General features: G+C 67.8%; 16 protein-coding genes. 2 read left to right on the plus strand and 14 right to left on the minus strand.

What is annotated here, in order from left to right; translation table 11 throughout:
- Positions 1 to 246: 246 nt before the first annotated feature.
- The 6 genes from ACWEWT_RS11005 to ACWEWT_RS11030 all read right to left on the minus strand — a co-directional run bounded on the left by ACWEWT_RS11005 (position 247) and on the right by ACWEWT_RS11030 (position 4,701).
- Positions 247 to 678 (minus strand): Hsp20/alpha crystallin family protein, encoded by a 432-nt coding sequence (locus ACWEWT_RS11005; protein WP_452558367.1) that lies wholly within the window; start codon positions 676 to 678, stop codon positions 247 to 249.
- 307 nt (positions 679 to 985) lie between these two features.
- Positions 986 to 1,582, minus strand: coding sequence for an Rv1733c family protein (locus ACWEWT_RS11010; RefSeq protein WP_452558161.1), 597 nt, complete (start codon positions 1,580 to 1,582; stop codon positions 986 to 988).
- A gap of 61 nt (positions 1,583 to 1,643) precedes the next feature.
- Entirely contained in the window at positions 1,644 to 1,811 is a 168-nt protein-coding gene (locus tag ACWEWT_RS11015; RefSeq protein ID WP_452558162.1) for a hypothetical protein, read from the minus strand.
- A gap of 116 nt (positions 1,812 to 1,927) precedes the next feature.
- Positions 1,928 to 2,173 (minus strand): YgaP family membrane protein, encoded by a 246-nt coding sequence (locus tag ACWEWT_RS11020; RefSeq protein ID WP_452558163.1) that lies wholly within the window; start codon positions 2,171 to 2,173, stop codon positions 1,928 to 1,930.
- A gap of 50 nt (positions 2,174 to 2,223) precedes the next feature.
- On the minus strand, positions 2,224 to 2,493 hold the full coding sequence (locus ACWEWT_RS11025; RefSeq protein WP_452558368.1) for a metal-sensitive transcriptional regulator: 270 nt from the start codon (positions 2,491 to 2,493) through the stop codon (positions 2,224 to 2,226).
- 69 nt (positions 2,494 to 2,562) lie between these two features.
- Positions 2,563 to 4,701, minus strand: a complete 2,139-nt coding sequence (locus tag ACWEWT_RS11030; RefSeq protein WP_452558164.1) for an MMPL family transporter — start codon at positions 4,699 to 4,701, stop codon at positions 2,563 to 2,565.
- Positions 4,702 to 5,072: 371 nt separating this feature from the next.
- Between ACWEWT_RS11030 and ACWEWT_RS11035 the strand changes: the two genes are divergently transcribed.
- Positions 5,073 to 6,038, plus strand: a complete 966-nt coding sequence (locus ACWEWT_RS11035; RefSeq protein ID WP_452558165.1) for a lysylphosphatidylglycerol synthase transmembrane domain-containing protein — start codon at positions 5,073 to 5,075, stop codon at positions 6,036 to 6,038.
- Between the two features lie 144 nt (positions 6,039 to 6,182).
- On the opposite strand, the gene ACWEWT_RS11040 is transcribed toward ACWEWT_RS11035, so the two are convergent.
- The 6 genes from ACWEWT_RS11040 to ACWEWT_RS11065 form a co-directional block, all read right to left on the minus strand.
- Positions 6,183 to 6,437, minus strand: coding sequence for a hypothetical protein (locus tag ACWEWT_RS11040; protein WP_452558166.1), 255 nt, complete (start codon positions 6,435 to 6,437; stop codon positions 6,183 to 6,185).
- 2 nt (positions 6,438 to 6,439) lie between these two features.
- On the minus strand, positions 6,440 to 7,891 hold the full coding sequence (locus ACWEWT_RS11045; protein ID WP_452558167.1) for a 2-oxo acid dehydrogenase subunit E2: 1,452 nt from the start codon (positions 7,889 to 7,891) through the stop codon (positions 6,440 to 6,442).
- 1 nt (position 7,892) lies between these two features.
- Entirely contained in the window at positions 7,893 to 8,861 is a 969-nt protein-coding gene (locus ACWEWT_RS11050; RefSeq protein ID WP_452558168.1) for an alpha-ketoacid dehydrogenase subunit beta, read from the minus strand.
- The gene (gene pdhA, locus ACWEWT_RS11055) at positions 8,858 to 9,823 is read right to left on the minus strand and encodes a pyruvate dehydrogenase (acetyl-transferring) E1 component subunit alpha (protein ID WP_452558369.1); all 966 of its coding nucleotides are present in this window, start codon (positions 9,821 to 9,823) and stop codon (positions 8,858 to 8,860) included. Before pdhA ends, ACWEWT_RS11050 begins: the two co-directional genes overlap by 4 nt.
- A gap of 38 nt (positions 9,824 to 9,861) precedes the next feature.
- Entirely contained in the window at positions 9,862 to 11,673 is a 1,812-nt protein-coding gene (acsA, locus tag ACWEWT_RS11060; protein ID WP_452558169.1) for an acetate--CoA ligase, read from the minus strand.
- Positions 11,674 to 12,105: 432 nt separating this feature from the next.
- Positions 12,106 to 13,248: a site-2 protease family protein gene (locus ACWEWT_RS11065; RefSeq protein ID WP_452558170.1), complete on the minus strand. Its 1,143-nt coding sequence runs from the start codon at positions 13,246 to 13,248 to the stop codon at positions 12,106 to 12,108.
- A gap of 303 nt (positions 13,249 to 13,551) precedes the next feature.
- On the opposite strand from ACWEWT_RS11065, the gene ACWEWT_RS11070 reads away from it, so the two are divergent.
- Positions 13,552 to 14,949: a wax ester/triacylglycerol synthase family O-acyltransferase gene (locus ACWEWT_RS11070; RefSeq protein WP_452558171.1), complete on the plus strand. Its 1,398-nt coding sequence runs from the start codon at positions 13,552 to 13,554 to the stop codon at positions 14,947 to 14,949.
- A gap of 70 nt (positions 14,950 to 15,019) precedes the next feature.
- On the opposite strand, the gene ACWEWT_RS11075 is transcribed toward ACWEWT_RS11070, so the two are convergent.
- Positions 15,020 to 16,279: a cytochrome P450 gene (locus ACWEWT_RS11075; RefSeq protein ID WP_452558370.1), complete on the minus strand. Its 1,260-nt coding sequence runs from the start codon at positions 16,277 to 16,279 to the stop codon at positions 15,020 to 15,022.
- Between the two features lie 495 nt (positions 16,280 to 16,774).
- The gene (locus ACWEWT_RS11080) at positions 16,775 to 18,046 is read right to left on the minus strand and encodes a hypothetical protein (protein ID WP_452558172.1); all 1,272 of its coding nucleotides are present in this window, start codon (positions 18,044 to 18,046) and stop codon (positions 16,775 to 16,777) included.
- Positions 18,047 to 18,123 lie beyond the last annotated feature (77 nt).

Below are 18,123 nucleotides of genomic sequence, written 5' to 3' on the forward strand. Positions count from 1 at the left end.
GGTCCCGAATCGGCGCGGAATGTGTCGAGTCCGATATTTCGCCCGCGGGTGGCGTGCGGCACAGAAGCCGAAGTCCCCTCGGACGGTGCCGGACGGATCCGAATCGTGGCCGGGACAGGTCCGGCAGGAAGGACTTCGGTCCACGCCGACCGTTGATGCCGGCCGTCGGCCGCATCCGGAACGGGCCGGGCTGCGCGGCCGATCACCGGCTCTTCGGTTCCGGCAGAGCGTCCCGCGACCGCCGGATCATTCCGCTGCCTTCACCTCGACCTTCTTCGCCTCGACCGTGGGCTCGGACACGGGAACCGACACTGTCAGAATGCCTTTGGCGTAACTGGCTTCGATCCCTTCCTCCTCGGCGCCCCGCGGCAGTGTCACCGTGCGGACGAACGAGCCGTAGCTGAACTCCGAGCGGCCCTTCCCCTCGTGTTCCTCCGAGCGTTCGGCCCTGATGGTCAGCAGTCCCTCGCGTACGGACACATCGACGTCCTTTTCCGGGTCCACCCCCGGGATCTCGGCTCTGATCAGATATCGGCCGTCCTCGAGTGTGTCCTCGACCCGCAGTAGGTGCGCGCCGAACATCGAGGTCAGGGCCGCCGGCGGAGTCAGCGTATTCCAGATGTCGGCGAAATCGGGCAGCAACGAATGCTGTTGACGGTGGGTGGGGAGAAGGCTCATCATTCCTCCTGACAGACGGCTATCGGACGATTCGGTCGATTACACGCTCCGGCCGGTTCCCCGCTGTAGAGGCAGCCGTCACCTATCCCAGAGGCCCAGGTCACCCCATAAGCCGAAGGCGCCCGGAGGGCTGTGCACCCGGCTCGTCGTCGAGCAGCTGGTCCGGATGGGATCCACGTCGATATCGGTCACCCCGGACGCGCTGCCCGACGCGCGGCGCGCGATCGATACCGCCGAGCGGCGTCTACTGCTCGAGCACGCGCGCCCGAGCGGACAATGAACGGCGCGACGACATCGAGCCGCACCATCAGGGCATACGCCCGGTGGTGCCGTCGAACGCCCGCCATTCCCGCTCCCACTGCTCGTTTCGCCGCTGCGAGAGCACCCGGGAGACCGCCGCCGCCGCGCACCAGGTGGCCACGGCTCCGTAGAAGACGACCGCGCATCCCACAACGACCCCGTTCGTCGCCGCCGCCGACCGCGGTCTGGGCGGCGCGACCTTGTCTCCGTGTCCATCGACCCAGAGTTCGATCCGGTCCCCGATATGCGAAGTGACCGGCACCGGCACCGTAGCCGCACGGTCGCGGCCGGCGGCCACCCAGACGACTTTCGCTCGGGCGACATCCCACCCGACTGTCGTGGGTTTCTCCACGACCGCCGCGCTGACCGTAGACCTGGTCCGCTGCTCGACAGCGATATCGGCGGTGGCGCGCGTATAGACCCCGGTCCCGGCCACGCCCGCGATCGGGATGAGCGCCAGCACCACCAGGACTGCGACGATCCGGACTATTGCCTCGAGTCGATCGCCCGGACGCATCAGCGTATTGGGGTTGCTCGGCCGCAGCGCCCAGCCGCGGGACAGCGTGGACCATCGAATATTCGCGTCCGAAACGGATTCCGACATCACCGACACCTCTCCCGACACCAGCGCATGATCAGAGCCTCGCGCCTACGAATGATCGTGGTCAGAGAAGAAGGTCATCGCCCGGGTGGGCCTTGTGGCCCGACGTGCCCGCCCTGGACCCACCCACTTCGTCCAGCAACGCCGCCACGGCATCCGGGATCGCGGCGGCCACCTGTCCGGACAAGCCGATGCCGATCTCGAGGCACTGTGCCTCGACCTCGATGATCACCAGCCGGCCCGGCAGGCGATCGGATCGCGCGCTCGCAGCGGGCGGTCAGCGCAGCGCAGCGCCGGACGGATCGCTCATGACGAGACCGACCTCCTTGTCGGTCGGTCATCGGGTGGTCATGCACGCGAGTGCGCGCACGCCGTGGTGCGGTACGGGACCCCGAGCCGGGTCATGAGAAGCGTGGCCGGGCACCAGCCGACCGCACTGTAGAGCAGCAGATTCGCTCCGGCCAGGGTGGTCAGGATCAGCCACCACGGCGAAAACGCCACCGCCAGGGCCGTACCGGCCAGGACGAGGATTCCCGCGAGCAGCGGGACAATTCGGTCGATGGTCCAGCCAGTGGGCCGCGGTGGATACTGCATCAGCAGGGTCGTCCTTTCCAGAGGTCGCCCTGCCCGCGGCGCTCGCGGGCTCAGGCCAAGGTGAGGAACAGTTTTTCCAGTTCCTCGACGGTCATCGGATCGGTATCGCCGTCGGCCCGGCGATCGAGGCATTCGCGAAGACCGGTCGCCACGATCTTGAACCCGGCCCGGTCGAGGGCGCGCGACACTGCCGCGAGCTGGGTCACGACGTCTTTGCAGTCGCGTCCTTCCTCGATCATCGCGATCACCCCGGCCAGCTGGCCGTGGGCCCGGCGCAGCCGGTTGAGCACCGGAGCGATGCTGTTCTCGTCGCCGATCATCACTTTCTCCTTTTCGATCACCTTCCCGCAAGAATACCCGGTGGGGTATATGCATCCGTGTTCCCTCGGTCATGACCGATGCGCGAAATCGATCTCGGGCAGGGCCTTACGAAGCCACCCGGGCGACCACCACGCACCGTGGCCCGACAATCGCAACAGCACCGGAAGCAACACCAGCCGGACAACGACGGCATCGAGCAGTACGGCCACGCCCAGGATGATGCCCATCTCCTTGGGCGGCAGCGGCTGAGCCAGTGCGAAGGTGAAGAACACCGCCACCATGACCGCCGCGGCCGCGAAGATGACCCGGCCGGAGTGGGCGAGCCCGTCGATATGGGCGACTTTCGGATCGCCGGACCGCTCGTAGTGCTCCTTAGCGGTGGCCAGGAGGAACACGGTGTAGTCCATGGCGATCGCGAAGATCATCGCGAAGAAGAAGACCGGGCCCCAGCCGTCGAGGAATCCCTGTGGAGTGAAGCCCAGCAGGCCCGCTCCGTGGCCGTCCTGGAAGATCAGTTTCGCCACCCCGAATGCCGCCGCGGTCGACAACAGACTCACCAGGGTGCCCAGTGCCGCGATCAGCGGAGCCCGCAACGCGACCAGCAGTAGCAGGAACCCCAGCGTGAGAATCACACCGACGATGATCGGCAGGTAGTGGTCGAGGGCGCTCTGCAGATCCGAGTTCTCCGCGGGCGCGCCACCGACCAGCGCCTGCACCGGCAAGCGGTCGCGCAAGCCGTCGAGAATATGCCCCATCTGCCCGTCGGAAGGGTCGACCTCCGGCAGGGCCTGCATCATCACCAGGCCCGAGCCGTCGCCGGCGGCCTGCGCGGGTGTGACCATGGCAATGCCGTCACCGGCCGCGGCGATCCGCGCGGTCTCGGCGGCATCGGCGGCCGGAGCGATGATCTGCAAGGCTCCCGGAGCACCGGGACCGAGTTGCTGTTGCACCAGTTCGTAGCCTTGCCGAACCGGCGCGTCGGCCGGCACCACCTGGATCGAGGGCATAGCGACCTTCAGACTCAGCACCGGAAGCGCCAGCCCGATGAGCACCGCAAGTGCCGCGACCGCGAAAGGCCATGGGTGGGCGTGCAGTATCTCACCCCAGCGCGCGAACCGCGGCGAGCGATGCTGCTGTCTTTTCGCGTACGGCAGCGCGGCCGCGTTGATCTTTGTCCCCAGCGCCCCGAGCGCCGCGGGCAACAGCGTGAGCGTCGCCGCGAGTACGAAGACAACCGCCAGCATGATGCCCACCGCCATGGTCCGTACCGCGGGCGCCGGCACCAGCAGCACCGCCGACAGGCTGACCAGAACCGTCAGCCCGGACAGCACAACGGCCTTACCGGCCGTGTCCATGGTCTCGGCCACCGCCGCACGGGTGCTACCCGCTCTGGTCAGCGCGTCACGGAAACGCGCGACGATGAACAGGGCGTAATCGATACCCAGGGCCAGGGCGAACATCATCGCGAAATTCATCGCCCACACCGAGATCGGCGTGAGCTGGTTCAACAACACCAATCCACCGGCCGACGCCACCAGCCCGGCGACGGTCAGCAGGAGCGGTAGTCCCGCGGCCACCAGCGAACCGAACGCCAGCACCATGATCGCCAGAGTCACCGGCCAGGAGAACAATTCGGCCTTGATCATCGCGTCGTGGTTGGCTTTGTTGAAATCACTCCACAGCGCCGACGCACCGGTCGGATACACCTCCACGCCACTGCCCGACAGCGCGGTCAGCGCCGCCTTGTGATCGTCGACCGCGCGGACCATATCGTCGGTGGATGCGTTGGCACCGGCGATGAGGATGCCGGTGTGGCCGTCCGGGCTGATCGTCGTCCCGGGTTGCGGGGGCACCACGCTGCCGAAACGGCTGTCGCCGGCCAATTCGGCAGCCACCGCGTCCAGCACTCCCCGCACCGCCGGACTGTCGACCGTCTCGGTGTCGGAATGTACGACTACCTGCACGGCCGCCGAGGAGTTACCGCCGAAGTGCTGCTGCGCCAGTTCGCGCACCTGCACCGACTCCGAGCCGTTCGCCTGCCAACCGGCCCCGGCCAACGAGGTGAACACACTCGGTGCGGCCGACCCGAGGGCGACCAACACTATCAACCACACGCCGAACACCCAGCGTGTGTGTCCGGCCATCGCCGCGCCCAGCCGCGACAGCGGCCCACCGGCCGTCCGCCCCGCCATCTTCCGGTCGGTCATCGTCTCCGTCACCGCGTACCTCCGCCCGTACCGTCATCGACTTGTTCGACACCGGGATTTATACCCCCGGGGGTATATACCCGAGCCAATATACCCCCGGGGGTATATTCGGCAAGTGTGGGGTGCTCGCCACCACATGCCTCGCCGGATATGAGGCGACGAAGGACGCGGAGGACCACCCGGCGCCTGTCGGGCAGCGACATGTACGTGATCGCCGACCCGTACTGTGACGAGCGCCAGGGCTACCGTCCCGGGACACCGGCGGAAATCGATCACCGCGATCCGCATACCGGGGACGGGTCGAAATGCCCTGTCGATTCCACGCGACAACTGAGAGAGTGCGGTGAGCCCCCGGCACAGGACGAGCCAGTATGAGCAACTCATCGCGCAGTCCCGCACAACCGGAAACGATTCCTCGACGGCGCTGGAGCGCGATCGGCTGGATCGTGGCGGCAGGCGCGGCCACTTGCATACTGCTGCCCCAGGCCGGGCGACTGGGCCACAGTGCGGCGGTTCTCCAGGAAGCGCGATGGCCGTGGGTCGGGGCCGCTCTGGCCATGTCACTGGGAACCTACGCGGCGGCCGCGCTGGCCTTGCTGGGTGCGTGTCCACGCCGTCTGGGCTTTCGCCGAACCCTGAAGGTACAGATAGCGACTTCCTTCGCCAACCTTTTCCTGCCCTACGGGCTCGGCGCGGTCGCCGTCGACCAGCGATACCTGGAGCGGTCCGGAGTACCGACAGTCACAGCCGTCGCGGCCGTCACGCTGACAGTGAGTACCGGTTTCGTGCTGCACATCGCCGAGCTGGCCGGGGTGGGGCTGTGGCTGGGCAGTACCGGTCCCGTGCTCGCCACGCCACCGGGCGGCGGCCGGATCGCGCTGATCGGCGTCGGCGTCGCGGCAGCGGTCGCCGCTGCGATCGCCTGGATCGCGCTGCGACGGCCGCAGCTGATAGCCGAGACGCGGGACGCGCTCCATTCGATGACCGATATTCTCCGCCGGCCGCGACGGGCGACACTGCTGTTCGGCGGACAGCTCGGCGTGAACATCGCCTACATCGCGGCACTGGGCTGCGCGCTGGCAGCCTTCGGGCAGCAGGTGTCCCCGGCCCGGCTCGCCGCCGCATACCTGGCGGGGTCGGCGCTCGGCGCGGCCGGCCCGACACCCGCAGGGCTCGGCGTGGTCGAAGCTGCCCTGGTCGCGGGGCTGACCGTGGTCGGCGTGCCGGCCGGGCCCGCGCTGGCCGGTGTACTCACGTTCCGGCTGGTGACCTTCTGGTTACCGGTCGCCGGCGGTTTCTTCTCCTTCCGTTCCTTGCGCCACAACCGGATTCTCTGACCGGTTCGGCGGCTCGGCCCCGATGAGGGCGAACCGATCGGCGATCTGCCGGTGTCCGAGGATCCGGAATCAGGATGTCTCCTGGATGGTCGTTCGAGGCACCCGAAAATCGTGGGCCGACGTCTGAGCCGGCTCGCCTCGGGATCAGCCGGACTCGGTCAGGAAGTCGACACAGGACCGGATCGTGGTGAGCCTGGGGTAATCACTTTCGTCGATTCGCCGGGAACCCGCGGAGAGGCGTTCGACGAAGGTCAGAAAATCTATCGAGTCCAATTCCAGAGTGCTACGCAGGGCTCGGTCGGCATCGAGCACGGCGATCTGCTCATCGGTATCGAAGCCGCGCAACGACTTACGCACCAGGTCTTCGGCCTGCTCGCGCGTGAGAGTCCTGGATTCCATGGTCACAACTCCTCCGGGTGCTGTAGCAGTTCCCGCACAGTGGTCAGGAAGCGCGCGCCCAGCGCACCGTCGCTGGCGCGATGGTCCGCCGACAGCGTGGCCGTGACCTGAGGCCGAACAGCGACCGCTGTACCGATCGCGCAGGGGCGATCGGCGACGGTCCCGAAACCCACGATCGCGACCTGCGGTGCCGGGATCACGCCGAAGATCGTGCGCACCCCGGCTTCACCGATATTGGTCACGGAGATACTGGCTTCCGCAGTGTCCGAGGAACGCAGCCGGGCCGCACGGGCCCGGGTGACGACACCGCGGAGCGCGGCCATCATCAGCGCGGGCGACAGCCGGTCGGCATCGGGAACAGTGGGCACGAGTATGCCGCCCCGGCGCAGAGAAACGACCACGCCGAGATGTACACGAGACGAGGGCCGGAATTCGTCGTCGATCCAGTGACCGTTCAACTGGCCTACCCGCGCGGCGGCCCGGGCGGTCGCACACAGCAGCAGGGCGGACGGCACGATCCGGTCCGGGACCGGCGCGTTCCGATTCACCTCCCGCAACCAGCGGACAGCGGCGTCCACATCGACCACGTCGGATAAATAGTAGTGCGGCACAGTTCGTTTGGACCGGGTCATCGCCGCCGCGATCTGTCGCCGGATCGCCGCCTGATCCCGGCCGCCTGCCACGGCTTCGGCCGACTCCGCCGTGGGACCGGAAGTATCTGCCGTCGCCGGCGACACCGGGGCGGGCGCGGCGTGGACATCGCGGGCACGGATCGCCCCGCCCGGCCCGGTGCCGGTCAGCGTGGCCAAATCGGCGCCGAGCGAAGCGGCCAACCGGCGCGCGTACCCGGACGCACGCCGAGATGGCGGCCGCACCGTTGGAGTGGGCCCCTGCCCGTCGGCGGCGCGGGAGGCGCCCCCCGGAGAATCCGGGCGACGGCCGGTGAATGAGACCGGTTCGCGGGCGGACACCGCCGCATCGATATCGGCACGCATTATCCGTCCGGCCGGGCCCGACCCGTGCACCGTCGCCAGATCGATCCCCGCCTCGCCGGCCAGCTTCCGGATCAGGGGCGTCGCCCGGAAATCGTGTGGTGCCGGGCCGTTCGTTGCTTGTTCGCGGTGCTGTCCGGCACCGACGTCATCGGCAGTGGCACCGAATGCGGGCCACCCGACATCGCTGCGTGACTTCGTTTCGATGCCAGGGGATTTCGCTTGTGCTGTCGAGTCAATGGTCGCGAGCACGGTGCCCACGGGCACCTTCTCGCCCTCCGGGACGAGGAGGTCACCGATGATGCCGTCGTCGAAACACTCGATCTCGATAGCGGCCTTCGTAGTGTCGACCTCCGCCACTACATCGCCGGCGTGCACGGAGTCTCCCGGACGCACCAGCCAGTGCAGCAGCGTGCCCTCGGTCATATCCGCACCGAGCGACGGCATCCGGAACTCGGTCATCTCAGCCCACCGCCCGGGCCACCGCGTCGATGACCTGCTCGGGCTGCGGAAGTGCGGCCTCCTCGAGCTGCCGCGCATAGGGGATAGGCACCTCCGCGGTACACACCCGGCCCACCGGAGCATCCAGGTCGTAATAGGCGTGTTCGGCCGCGCGGGCGGCGATCTCCGCGGCGATACCGACACTGCGCCAGCCTTCGTCCACGATCACCAACCGGTGCGTGCGTGCGAGGGATTCCGATATCGTGCCCTCGTCCAGTGGTCGCAGTGTGCGTAGATCGATCAGTTCCGCGGCGACACCCTTCGCCGCCAGACGCTCCGCGGCCGTGGCGGCGACAGACACGGTCGCGCCGTAGGCGACGATGGTCACATCCGTTCCCACCCGGCGGATCACCGCCCGCTCGATATCTACTGCCCCCGCGTCCTCGGGCAATTCCTCCTCGAGGTTGTAGAGTGCGATCGGTTCGAAGACCACCACCGGATCCGGATCCTGTAGTGCCGTCCACAGCATGCCGCGAGCATCGGCCACAGTCGCCGGCGAGACCACCCGTAATCCCGGGATATGCGCGTAGTAGGCCTCCAAGCTGTGCGAGTGTTGAGCCGCGAGCTGGCGGCCCGCACCGGTAGCCATCCGGATCACCAACGGCACACCGAACTGGCCGCCCGACATATGCCGCAATGTCGCCGCATTGTCGAGGATCTGATCCAACGCCAGCAGGCTGAAGTTGCCGGTCATTATCTCGACCACCGGCCGCAGTCCGCCGAGCGCAGCACCGATTCCCGCCCCCACGAACGCCGACTCGCTCAGCGGCGCATCCCGGATACGTCGTGGGCCGTATTCGTCGAGCAGACCGCGACTGACTCCGAAACAACCACCATAGGCACCGACATCCTCACCCATCAGGAATACGCGGTCGTCGCGGTTCAACGCCTCGCGCAGTCCTTCGCGCAATGCTTCCCGATAGGTGGTCATCGCCGCTCCGCGTACACATGACGGGTCAGATCCGCGACCGGTTCCCGCGGCGCCTGCTCGGCGGACGCGATCGCCTCGTCCAGTTCCGCCACGACGGCTTCCTCGAGCGCGATCAGCCCCGCCTCGTCCAGGTCACCGGATGCGCGGAGTTCGGCCGACAGGTGCGGAATCGGGTCCCGTGTCTTCCATTGCTCGATCTCGGCCTTGTCGCGGTAGCGGTCGGCGTCGTAGAGCGAATGGGCACGGAAACGGTACGTTCGCAGTTCCAGGAAGCAGGGGCCGGCACCACCGCGAATCGAAGCCACCGCGCGCCGCGCGGCCGACGCCACCGCTTCGGCGTCCATACCGTCGACCGGCCAGGACATCACCCCGTAGCTCGCGGCACGCAGTGCCAGATCGGTGACCGCGTGTTCACGGCGCAGCGCGGTGCCCATGGCGTACCGGTTGTTCTCGCAGGCGAAGAGAACGGGTAGATGCCAGAGCGCAGCCAGATTCAGGCATTCGTGGAACTCCCCCTCGGCGGCCGCGCCGTCTCCGAACAGGCACAGGGTGACGATCGGCTCCGCACGCATCGCATCGGCCAGTGCCAGCCCGACCGCCAGCGGCAGGCCCCCGGCCACGATCGCGTTACCACCGTAGAAGCGACGGCGGGCGTCGAAAAGATGCATGGAACCGCCACGCCCGCCACTGCATCCCGTCGCCCGGCCGAACATCTCGGCCATCAGATCCGGCATCGGAATCCCCCGGGCCAGCGCGTGGCCGTGCTCCCGATAGGTCGAGACGACCGCGTCGGCCGGGCCTATTTCGCGGAGCAGACCGGCGGCGACCGCCTCCTCGCCGATGTACAGGTGCAGGAAACCGCGGATCTTCTCCGCACTGTACAGCCGTACACAGCGCTCTTCGAAACGACGGATGCGAATCATCTGCCGCAGCAGATCGATTCGCTCGGCCGGCGGAAGCAGCGGACCGGGTTCCACCGCGATCACCGACTCGGTCGCCGTCACCGGAGGGTCTCCAGTGTCGACACATCGCCTTCGGGTAATCCGAGTTCCCGCGCTTTCAGCAGCCGGCGCATCACCTTGCCGCTACGGGTATGCGGCAAGGCCTCGGTGAAGACGATCTGTTTGGGCGCCACCGCGCCCAGCGCACGCCGACCGAAGGCCAGCAGTTCGGTCCGCAGGCTGCCGGAGGGTGGATAACCGGGACGGGGTAGTACGAAAGCCTTCACCAGCTCACCCACCACGGGGTCGGGGACGCCGATGGCCCCCACTTCCGCGACCGCCGGATGGGCCATCAGCGCGCTCTCCACTTCGAACGGCCCGATCAGATGACCCGCCGATTCGATCACATCGTCGGCCCGCCCGACGAACCAGTAGTAGCCGTCGTCGTCGCGGCGGGCGAGGTCGCCGGACAGATACCAGCCCCCGGCGAAGGCCCGGGCATACCTGTCGGGATCGCCTCGGTAGTCGCGGAACATCGACGGCCAGCCGGTCCGCAACGCCAGCTCACCGACCTCACCGATATCCGCCTGCTCGACGATGCCGCGGGTCACCGCGGCGCGGCCGTCGCGGCCGCTGCGCAGGATCGTGGCATCGATGCCGGGTAGAGGTCGTCCCATCGACCCCGGACGCACCTGTTCGGCGGCCAGATTGGCGATCATGATGGCACCGGTCTCGGTCTGCCACCAATTGTCGTGGACCGGGTGACCCAGCACGCGATGACCCCATTCGACCGCTTCCGGGTTGAGCGGTTCCCCGACACTGGCCACGAAACGTAGCGCGGACAGATCGGTCCCCACGGGCAACTCGTCGCCGCGGCGCATCAGCATCCGCAATGCGGTCGGGGCCGTGTACCACACCGACACGCGCTCCTCGGTGAGGATGCGATACCACCGTTCGGTATCGAACTCGCCCTCATCGCTGACAACCGTCGCGCCCAGGCTCAGCGGCGCGATCACCCCGTAGGACATTCCGGTGACCCAGCCCGGGTCGGCGGTGCACCAGTAGCTGTCACCGGGACCCAGATCGAGCGCGGTGCGCGCGGTGATCCGGTGGGCGAGAACGGCTTCGTGCACATGGACCGCGCCCTTCGGTCTACCGGTGGTACCACTGGTGAAATGCAGCAGAGCGGGATCTTCCGGGCGAGTACACACCGGTGGGAACTGCTCCTCGGCGGCGGCCACGGCCATCGGCATGCTGATGGCGCCGTCGGCCGGTTCGACAGACAGAGCCGCGTCGGCGACGAGTACATGACGCAGGCTCGGCAGTGCGCCGCGCACCGGCTCGACTCGCCGCCGGTACAGCGATGTCGTGGTGACAAGGGTGGTAGCGCGACAGATCTCGAGCCGCTGCCGTACCGGTTCGGGCCCGAACGCCGAGAACAGCGGTACCACTACGCAACCGGCCTTCCACGCCCCCAATGCCGCGATGTACAACTCCGGAGTGCGCCCCAGCAGCAGAGCTATGTGATCGCCCGGCCGAATGCCCAGCGCACACAACACAGAAGCGAAACGATCACCGAGCGATGCCAACTGCGCGTACGTCAGTTCAGTACGGTCGCCGGCCGCGGAACGCCAGCACAGGGCCGCCCTGTCGGCGATCGGCGTGCCGAGATGGCGGTCCACCGTCTCGACGGCGATGTTCACGCCGCCCCCGGGCATCCCCGTCAACTCCGATCGTGCTGTCCGCCAGTCGAATATCCGGCGTTCCCGGTCGTAGTCGGTCAGCTTCGCCGCTGCGCGTTCGGCCGCGGTCTTCTCGATCGGCGTCCACTGCGCGGAGGAGACGGCGTCATGTCTGCTCGTAGATGTCATATCCGCCCCCGGGTGGACCACGAACGCATGCCGGTCCCCGCGCGGACCGCTCCGGGACCGGACCCGGCAGGCGGCATCCACGCGCGAATCGGCCGCAGACCGGGTCCCGGTAGGACCACCTCGTCCGCCGTCCGGCCGCGCAATCCGTTCGACGCCGCAAGCACCGAGGGTGCCGCGGGTTCCTGCGTACCAGATGCGACATGTACCACCGGCTGTCCTCCTTCACTACCCGGGACATCGAGCCGCCGCCTGCGCCGCCGTTCCGCTCGTTTGCGGGCCGACGGTCAGGATCAATACCGAGCATCCCGCCGGGAGACAGCGCCGGGCAGGGAAGAAAGCCCTCGAGTCGATGGCCGCAATGCCCGTGTCCCCGAGTCGCCGGGCCGTGGCGTGAGCGAGGATCGATCGATACCGGAAAGCGCCGTATCCTCCTCAGCTTCCGGCCCGGGCGGTGATTCCCAGCGCGCTGCGCTGGCACGCTCGTGTCACATCGGTCGACGTGACCACGGCGACGATCCTGTTGTGGTCGTCGAGCACGGTGATGAGGTCGGTATCGGGCCGTAGCAGAACACGGGAACAGACCTCTGCCAGCAGTTCGTCCGGATGCGCGCGTGCCGCTTCGGGCACCGGGCGGGCGGCCCGGCCCACCGTCGTCGTCTCGCGCTCCGCCACGGGCACAGCGACCAACGCTGCCCAGGTGAGCAGGCCCACCGGATGATACTTCTCGTCGACCACCGGGAAGACACCGTGCCGCGTGCCGCGCAGGATATCCGAGCCGACCAGATCGGCAACAGTCCACGTGCCGGGAACCGTGGTCGGATGGGTAGTCATCACATCGCGTATCCGCATCCGGCCGAGTTGGTGCCGACGGGCCGCGTCGGCGAGTTCCACAGCAGCCGCCGAAGCGAGAAACCAGCCCAGAAGCAGCAGCCACAATCCGGCCGCGCTGCGGATCAACACCAGTTCGGCGGCGCCGGCGATCATCAGGAAGGTCCCGAGGACACGACCACTGCGGGCAGCCGCCGCGGTAGCCCGCAACCGATCGCCGGTATGCCACCAGACCAGTGCCCGCAGCACCCGTCCGCCATCCAGCGGCGCAGCAGGCAGTAGGTTGAACGCGGCCACCACCGAGTTCATCGTCGCCAGCCAGAAGAGCACCCCGGCCGGCACAGCACCGGAATGCGCTGCCGCGATACCGCCGGCCGCGAACAGCCCGGCCGCGAGGACGAAGCTGGTGAACGGACCGGCCAGCGCGATCCGCAGATCCGCACGGGGATCGTCGGGTTCACGACCGAACGCGGCGACGCCGCCCAGCAACCACAACACCACCTGCTCGACCGGCAGTCCGCCACGGCGGGCGGTGACGGCATGCGCGAGTTCGTGCAGCACCAGCGACGCCAGCAGGCCGACTGCGCCGGTCGCCGCGCCCACCCACACTGCGACCGAGTATCCGGAATCAGCGGCCAGTACATATGCCAGAATCCACGTGAACACACCCACTGTCACCAGTGCCGACCAGTGCGCGCCCAGCCGCACACCGGCCACCCGCCCCAGCGGCAGCGTCGGCTGCAACATATCGAGCTCACCTCCAGGCGATAAGGTCGCTCCCCAGCTTCGGTCCCCCGGCACCGGCGCGCACGGGCCGCACGTCGCCGTCGACCGGGGCGTTGGTCCTCGAGGGCGCGCGGTACCCCGACGACGGAGCTTCCGTACCGCAGACGGAAACTCACCTTCTCCCGGCTCCGGATGCCGGGACGGAGGTCACTATTCGCGGTGACCTGGGCATCTCGCCGGTCGCGGCCGGACGCGCGAGAATCGGGTCCGGGAGGGTGCGCAACCAGGCGGCGCGGCCGGCGCGCCCGCCGGAACAGGTTCACAATGACCGAACTGGGCCCGCTGGACACGGGCTTCCTGGAGATGGAGGACACCGATCCCCGGGTCAGCCTGGGCATCGGGACGGCGGCGATCCTCGAAGGACCACCCCCGTCCAGAAACGAACTGCTCGGTTGGCTGGAACGCGGGCTCCGGAAGCTTCCCCGCTTGCGACAGCGGATCCGGCGCCGCGCTTTGGATCTCCGCGCTCCGATCTGGGAGATCGACGCGAATTTCGATCTCGATCGGCACGTCCGTTGGACGGCGCTCCCCGCACCGGCGGGTGAGGCCGAACTGGAGGAGCTGATCGCGATCGAGTTGACCGAGCGACTGGATCGTGACCACCCGCTATGGGAAGTGGTTGTGGTCGATCGGCTGGCCGGGGACCGCTGGGCGTTGATCGTCAGAGCCCATCACACCATGCTCGACGGTATCTCCGAGATCACGCTGCTGGAGAGTTTCTGCGACCCGGCCGCTGATCCGGTCCGGCTACCGGGGACGAGGCAGAAACGTCCGGACGGTGGTGCTCTGCGACAAGTGCTGGAAGTCGCGCGGCTGCCGGTGTCGTTCTCCCGCTCGGCCGTGCGAACTGTTCGCGTCCTCGCCCCGGTTCTGTACGCGGCCATCGCGCCCGCGAGCGATTCGTCGCTCAACGGGCCGCTCGGGCGGCAGCGCCGCTACCGAGTGGTGCGCACGTCCCTGTTACAGGTCCGGGAAGTCACTGCGGCATTCGGCGTCACCGTGAACGATGTCGCGGTGGCCGCGATCGCCGCGGCCTACAGGCGGCTGTTGCTCAGCCGTGGCGAACAACCCACACCGACCGACCTGCGCATCGTGATACCGATCTCGACCCGGACGCGAGACGCCGGGCAGGTACTCGACAACCGAGTATCCGCGATGATTGCGCACTTGCCGGTGGAGGTGGACCACCCGGTCGAACGACTGGCCGTCGTCCACGAGCAGGTCCGGCGGCACCGGGCCCGCGGAGAAGCCGATACCGAAAAGGCACTGCTCGGCTGGTCGCGGTGGCTTCCCTTCGGATTCGTGGCGGAGGTGTTCCGGCTGGCGGTGTCGTTCCCGCAGCGCGGTGTGGTCACCCTCGCCACCGATATTCCCGGCCCCCGGCGCTGCCTGCTGCTGGGCGGCCGGACGGTATTGGAGTTGTGGCCCTGTATTCCCATCGCGCTGCGGGTTCGCACGACCGTCGCGATCCTGAGCTACCGGGACCAACTGTCCTTCGGGGTCACCGGCGATTACGACACCACTCCCGATATAGCGACACTTTCCTCGGGCATCGCGTCCGAGATCGCGGTGCTGGCGGCGCACGCCCGCGACCGGCGAGCCGCATCCGCCCGCCGGAGTCCGCCCGGCGCTACGTCGGCGCCGGTCACGCGCGAACGATGACGATCGGTGTATCCACGGTATGCAGCAGTGCGGAACTGGCAGAGCCCAGCAGCATCCTGGGTTCGCCGGGCTAGATCGTCAAGGGCGCCGATTCGGGAAACTCCACCGGCAGCGCGGTGAGCGCACGCTGGAAAGGTCCCGGGCGCCAGGCGAGCTCCTCGGCCGGTACGGCGAGGCGCAGTTCGGGCAGTGCGTCGAGCAGCTGGTCGATCGCCTCCTGCGCCATCAGGTAGGCCACCTCTTTGGCCGGGCACATATGCGCTCCGACACTCCAGGCGAGGTGGGCGCGATTGTCGGTATACGCCCCGGTGCCGATGGCGGGATCGTTGTTGCACGCGGCGATGCTGATCATCACCGGCTGATGGGCGGGGAGCCAGACACCGTCGATCAGCACCGGCTGGCGGGGGAAGGAGACCGCGTAATTCGCTACCGGCGGGTCGGTGAACAGCACCTCGTCCACCGCGTCCCGGGTCGACAGGCTCCCACCGATGATGCCGCCGGCGAAACGCTCGTCGGTGAGTATCAGCCGGAGCGAGTTGACGATCAGGTTCTGCAGCGGTTCGATTCCCGCTCCGAAGAAGCTGTAGACATTGTGCAGCAGCTCCTCGTCGTCCAGGTTCGCCGGGTCGCGCACCATCCGGGTGACGATATCCGGACCGGGTTCGGTCTTCTTGAGGTTCACCAGATCGGCCATGGCCTGTTCCAGCATGGCGTTGCCTTCGGCGGCGGCCGCCGACGATCCCTCGATCATGGTGGCCATTCCGGCGGCCGCGCGTTGACTGATCTCGGCCGGACAGCCCATTATGTCGTTGACGAGGGCGAAGGTCAGCGGGAACGCGTACTGCCCGATGAGTTCCGCCGAACCGGTGGCGCAGAAAGCGTTGATGAGCGGTACGGCGATCTTCTCCACCCGGCCGTGTAGCGAGAACAGATCGACCCCGCTCACCCCGGCAACGGTCGCCTGCCGGTAACGGGCGTGCACGGAGCCGGAGTTCCGGACAGCCGACGGACGCCACTCCAGCAGCGGAAGCACGGGGCAACTACGCGGGATGTCCTGCTGCCAGATACGGGAATCCGCCGGAAAGTGCTCGGGATCGTTGAGGATGCGCACGGCGGTGTGATAGCCGACGACGAGGGTCGCCGGGATGCCGGGAGCCAACTCGACCGGTACCAACGCGCCGTACCGGCTGCGCATTTCGCGATAGGCGCGGTGCGGGTCCTGCGCGATCTCCTCTGCGTAGAACGGAACCCGGGGCCCGTCGGTGCTCTGTGGTGATCCGTGGATGAGCGGAAGTACGGTGGACTGAGCGTCGGGCGGCGGCGAAATCAACTGTGTCACTCCATATGTGCAGGTGGATGAGGGCGCCCGGAAGCCGCTCTGCCGACGCCACCGGAACGCCCGAGGCGACCCTACTCGAGGAAGAGGCCCGATCCATACCGACCGCCCGGCATCGACCACTTCGTATTCGATTTGCAATGCGCGGTTCCGCTTTCGCCCGAGAGGTTGCCGCGAGTCTTCCGACGACTCGGCGTACCCACCTCGCGGCGAGACAGCCACGTGAGCTACGGGGTGCGGAACGTAGCGAGGATGCACAATGATCGCCGTCGACCGGCTCCGACTTGGTCCGGGCCGGGTGATCGCGCCACATCATCGCTCCTCGAATCGATTACCTTCCGTCACGGGAGCTCCGGGTTGTTCCGCCCTCGGGGTACAGCCCGGCCACTTCTGCGGTACTCGCGGCCGCGGACCCGCGTGGCCGGGGCGGCCGATTGCCCCGTCGGCCGCGTGGACGCCGTGTGGTTCGGCCGGGTTCACGCCGATCCCTCAACCGGAAAACGGAGCGACCCGTGCCGAACCGTCCGGTGCGGGCACACCGAACCGGTCGAACACCGCTCTGTACAGATCCGCGACCATACTGTCCGAGGCCCGGAAAACCGCCGGATCCACCACCGATGTTCCGACCATCTGCATCCCCCGCACTGTTTCGTAGAGAGAATGATGCTGCGGTAGCAGGAGGGAGAGAATCGCTCCTGCGAAATCGAGATCCGGAACACTGCGCGGCATGATCCAGTGGAATCGGGAGGCGATTCGCGCCGCTGTTCCCGAAACACCGGTCCCGACGGGAACTCCACGCTCCACGGCGGTCCGGCGGAACCATTCACCGTCCTTCTCGAACTCGAACCGGACCGCACCCGGCGACCAGGTCAGGGGAACAGCGAAACGGTGTGGATCGAGTCGCAACGCGGTCTCGGCGTCGACCGGTCCTTCCTCGTGGTATACCAATACGCTCTCCACGACAGCCTGTCCGGATTCGTCTCGGACCCGGCGGCCGCCCTCGTCGTACCGGTATAGCGGAAGGGCGTGGCGGAATGCGCGGTCCTCGGCGGCCAGCTGCGTTTCCAGCGCTGTCACATCGACTCGGCCCCGGTTGTCCCACGGTAACGGCCGGTGCGGGTCGAGCACGGACTTCCGAAGCGCCGTCAGCCCGCCGGGGATCGCTTCCAGTTCCCGGACCGACAACGGCATCCCGAGCAGGCTCCAGTCCTGAACAGTGAGTCTCCGGCGTATTTGCTCGGGTGTGTCACGAGGTCCCCTGATCGCACCACTGTGGATGATTTCCTCACTGATCGCCCGATGCCCGGGGTCGCTCACGGCATGGCGAACGAAGCGGAGCTCTCGTGCCGCGATCGCCGCGCTCGGATCGCCGCCGGTGACCGATGCGCGCACCCCGGCCAGCGCATCGACTTTCAACCCCAGCCGCTCTGCTCGCTCCGCCCAGTCCGGCCGGTTCAGCAATCTCGCAAGACCGTCGTCCAGGGTCGTACCCGACGGGTCGGGAATATCGCGGCTCCGCCACATCGCGTTCTGCACCGCGGCCATCAACTCGCGCAAGTTCCCGTCCCGCCGCAGCTCGTCCAACGGCACAGCGCGCAATACCATTCCGCCCGAGGTCGTGTCCGCGGGCGCGTAGAACGCATTGTCGATCTGCTCGCGAGTCGCTTGCGGATGCAGGGTGGAAAGGACGGCGCGCAATCGATCGATCACCGCGATCGCGGCTTGCCTGGTCTCCGGTCGGTGATAGAGCGCTCGCGCCAATTCGGACTCGTCCTGGAGGCGCCGCTGCCGCCACCCTCGCTCATCGGCGGCCGGACTTTCCCGGTGAGCTGCCGCGG

Source organism: Nocardia sp. NPDC003963 (assembly GCF_053605105.1).

Coding starts and splice junctions, on each gene's coding strand:
- ACWEWT_RS11005 (WP_452558367.1), bottom strand. CDS start 678: ATGAGCCTTCTCCCCACCCACCGTCAACAGCATTCGTTGCTGCCCGAT.
- ACWEWT_RS11010 (WP_452558161.1), bottom strand. CDS start 1,582: ATGTCGGAATCCGTTTCGGACGCGAATATTCGATGGTCCACGCTGTCC.
- ACWEWT_RS11020 (WP_452558163.1), bottom strand. CDS start 2,173: ATGCAGTATCCACCGCGGCCCACTGGCTGGACCATCGACCGAATTGTC.
- ACWEWT_RS11025 (WP_452558368.1), bottom strand. CDS start 2,493: ATGATCGGCGACGAGAACAGCATCGCTCCGGTGCTCAACCGGCTGCGC.
- ACWEWT_RS11030 (WP_452558164.1), bottom strand. CDS start 4,701: ATGACCGACCGGAAGATGGCGGGGCGGACGGCCGGTGGGCCGCTGTCG.
- ACWEWT_RS11035 (WP_452558165.1), top strand. CDS start 5,073: ATGAGCAACTCATCGCGCAGTCCCGCACAACCGGAAACGATTCCTCGA.
- ACWEWT_RS11040 (WP_452558166.1), bottom strand. CDS start 6,437: ATGGAATCCAGGACTCTCACGCGCGAGCAGGCCGAAGACCTGGTGCGT.
- ACWEWT_RS11045 (WP_452558167.1), bottom strand. CDS start 7,891: ATGACCGAGTTCCGGATGCCGTCGCTCGGTGCGGATATGACCGAGGGC.
- ACWEWT_RS11050 (WP_452558168.1), bottom strand. CDS start 8,861: ATGACCACCTATCGGGAAGCATTGCGCGAAGGACTGCGCGAGGCGTTG.
- acsA (WP_452558169.1), bottom strand. CDS start 11,673: ATGACATCTACGAGCAGACATGACGCCGTCTCCTCCGCGCAGTGGACG.
- ACWEWT_RS11065 (WP_452558170.1), bottom strand. CDS start 13,248: ATGTTGCAGCCGACGCTGCCGCTGGGGCGGGTGGCCGGTGTGCGGCTG.
- ACWEWT_RS11070 (WP_452558171.1), top strand. CDS start 13,552: ATGACCGAACTGGGCCCGCTGGACACGGGCTTCCTGGAGATGGAGGAC.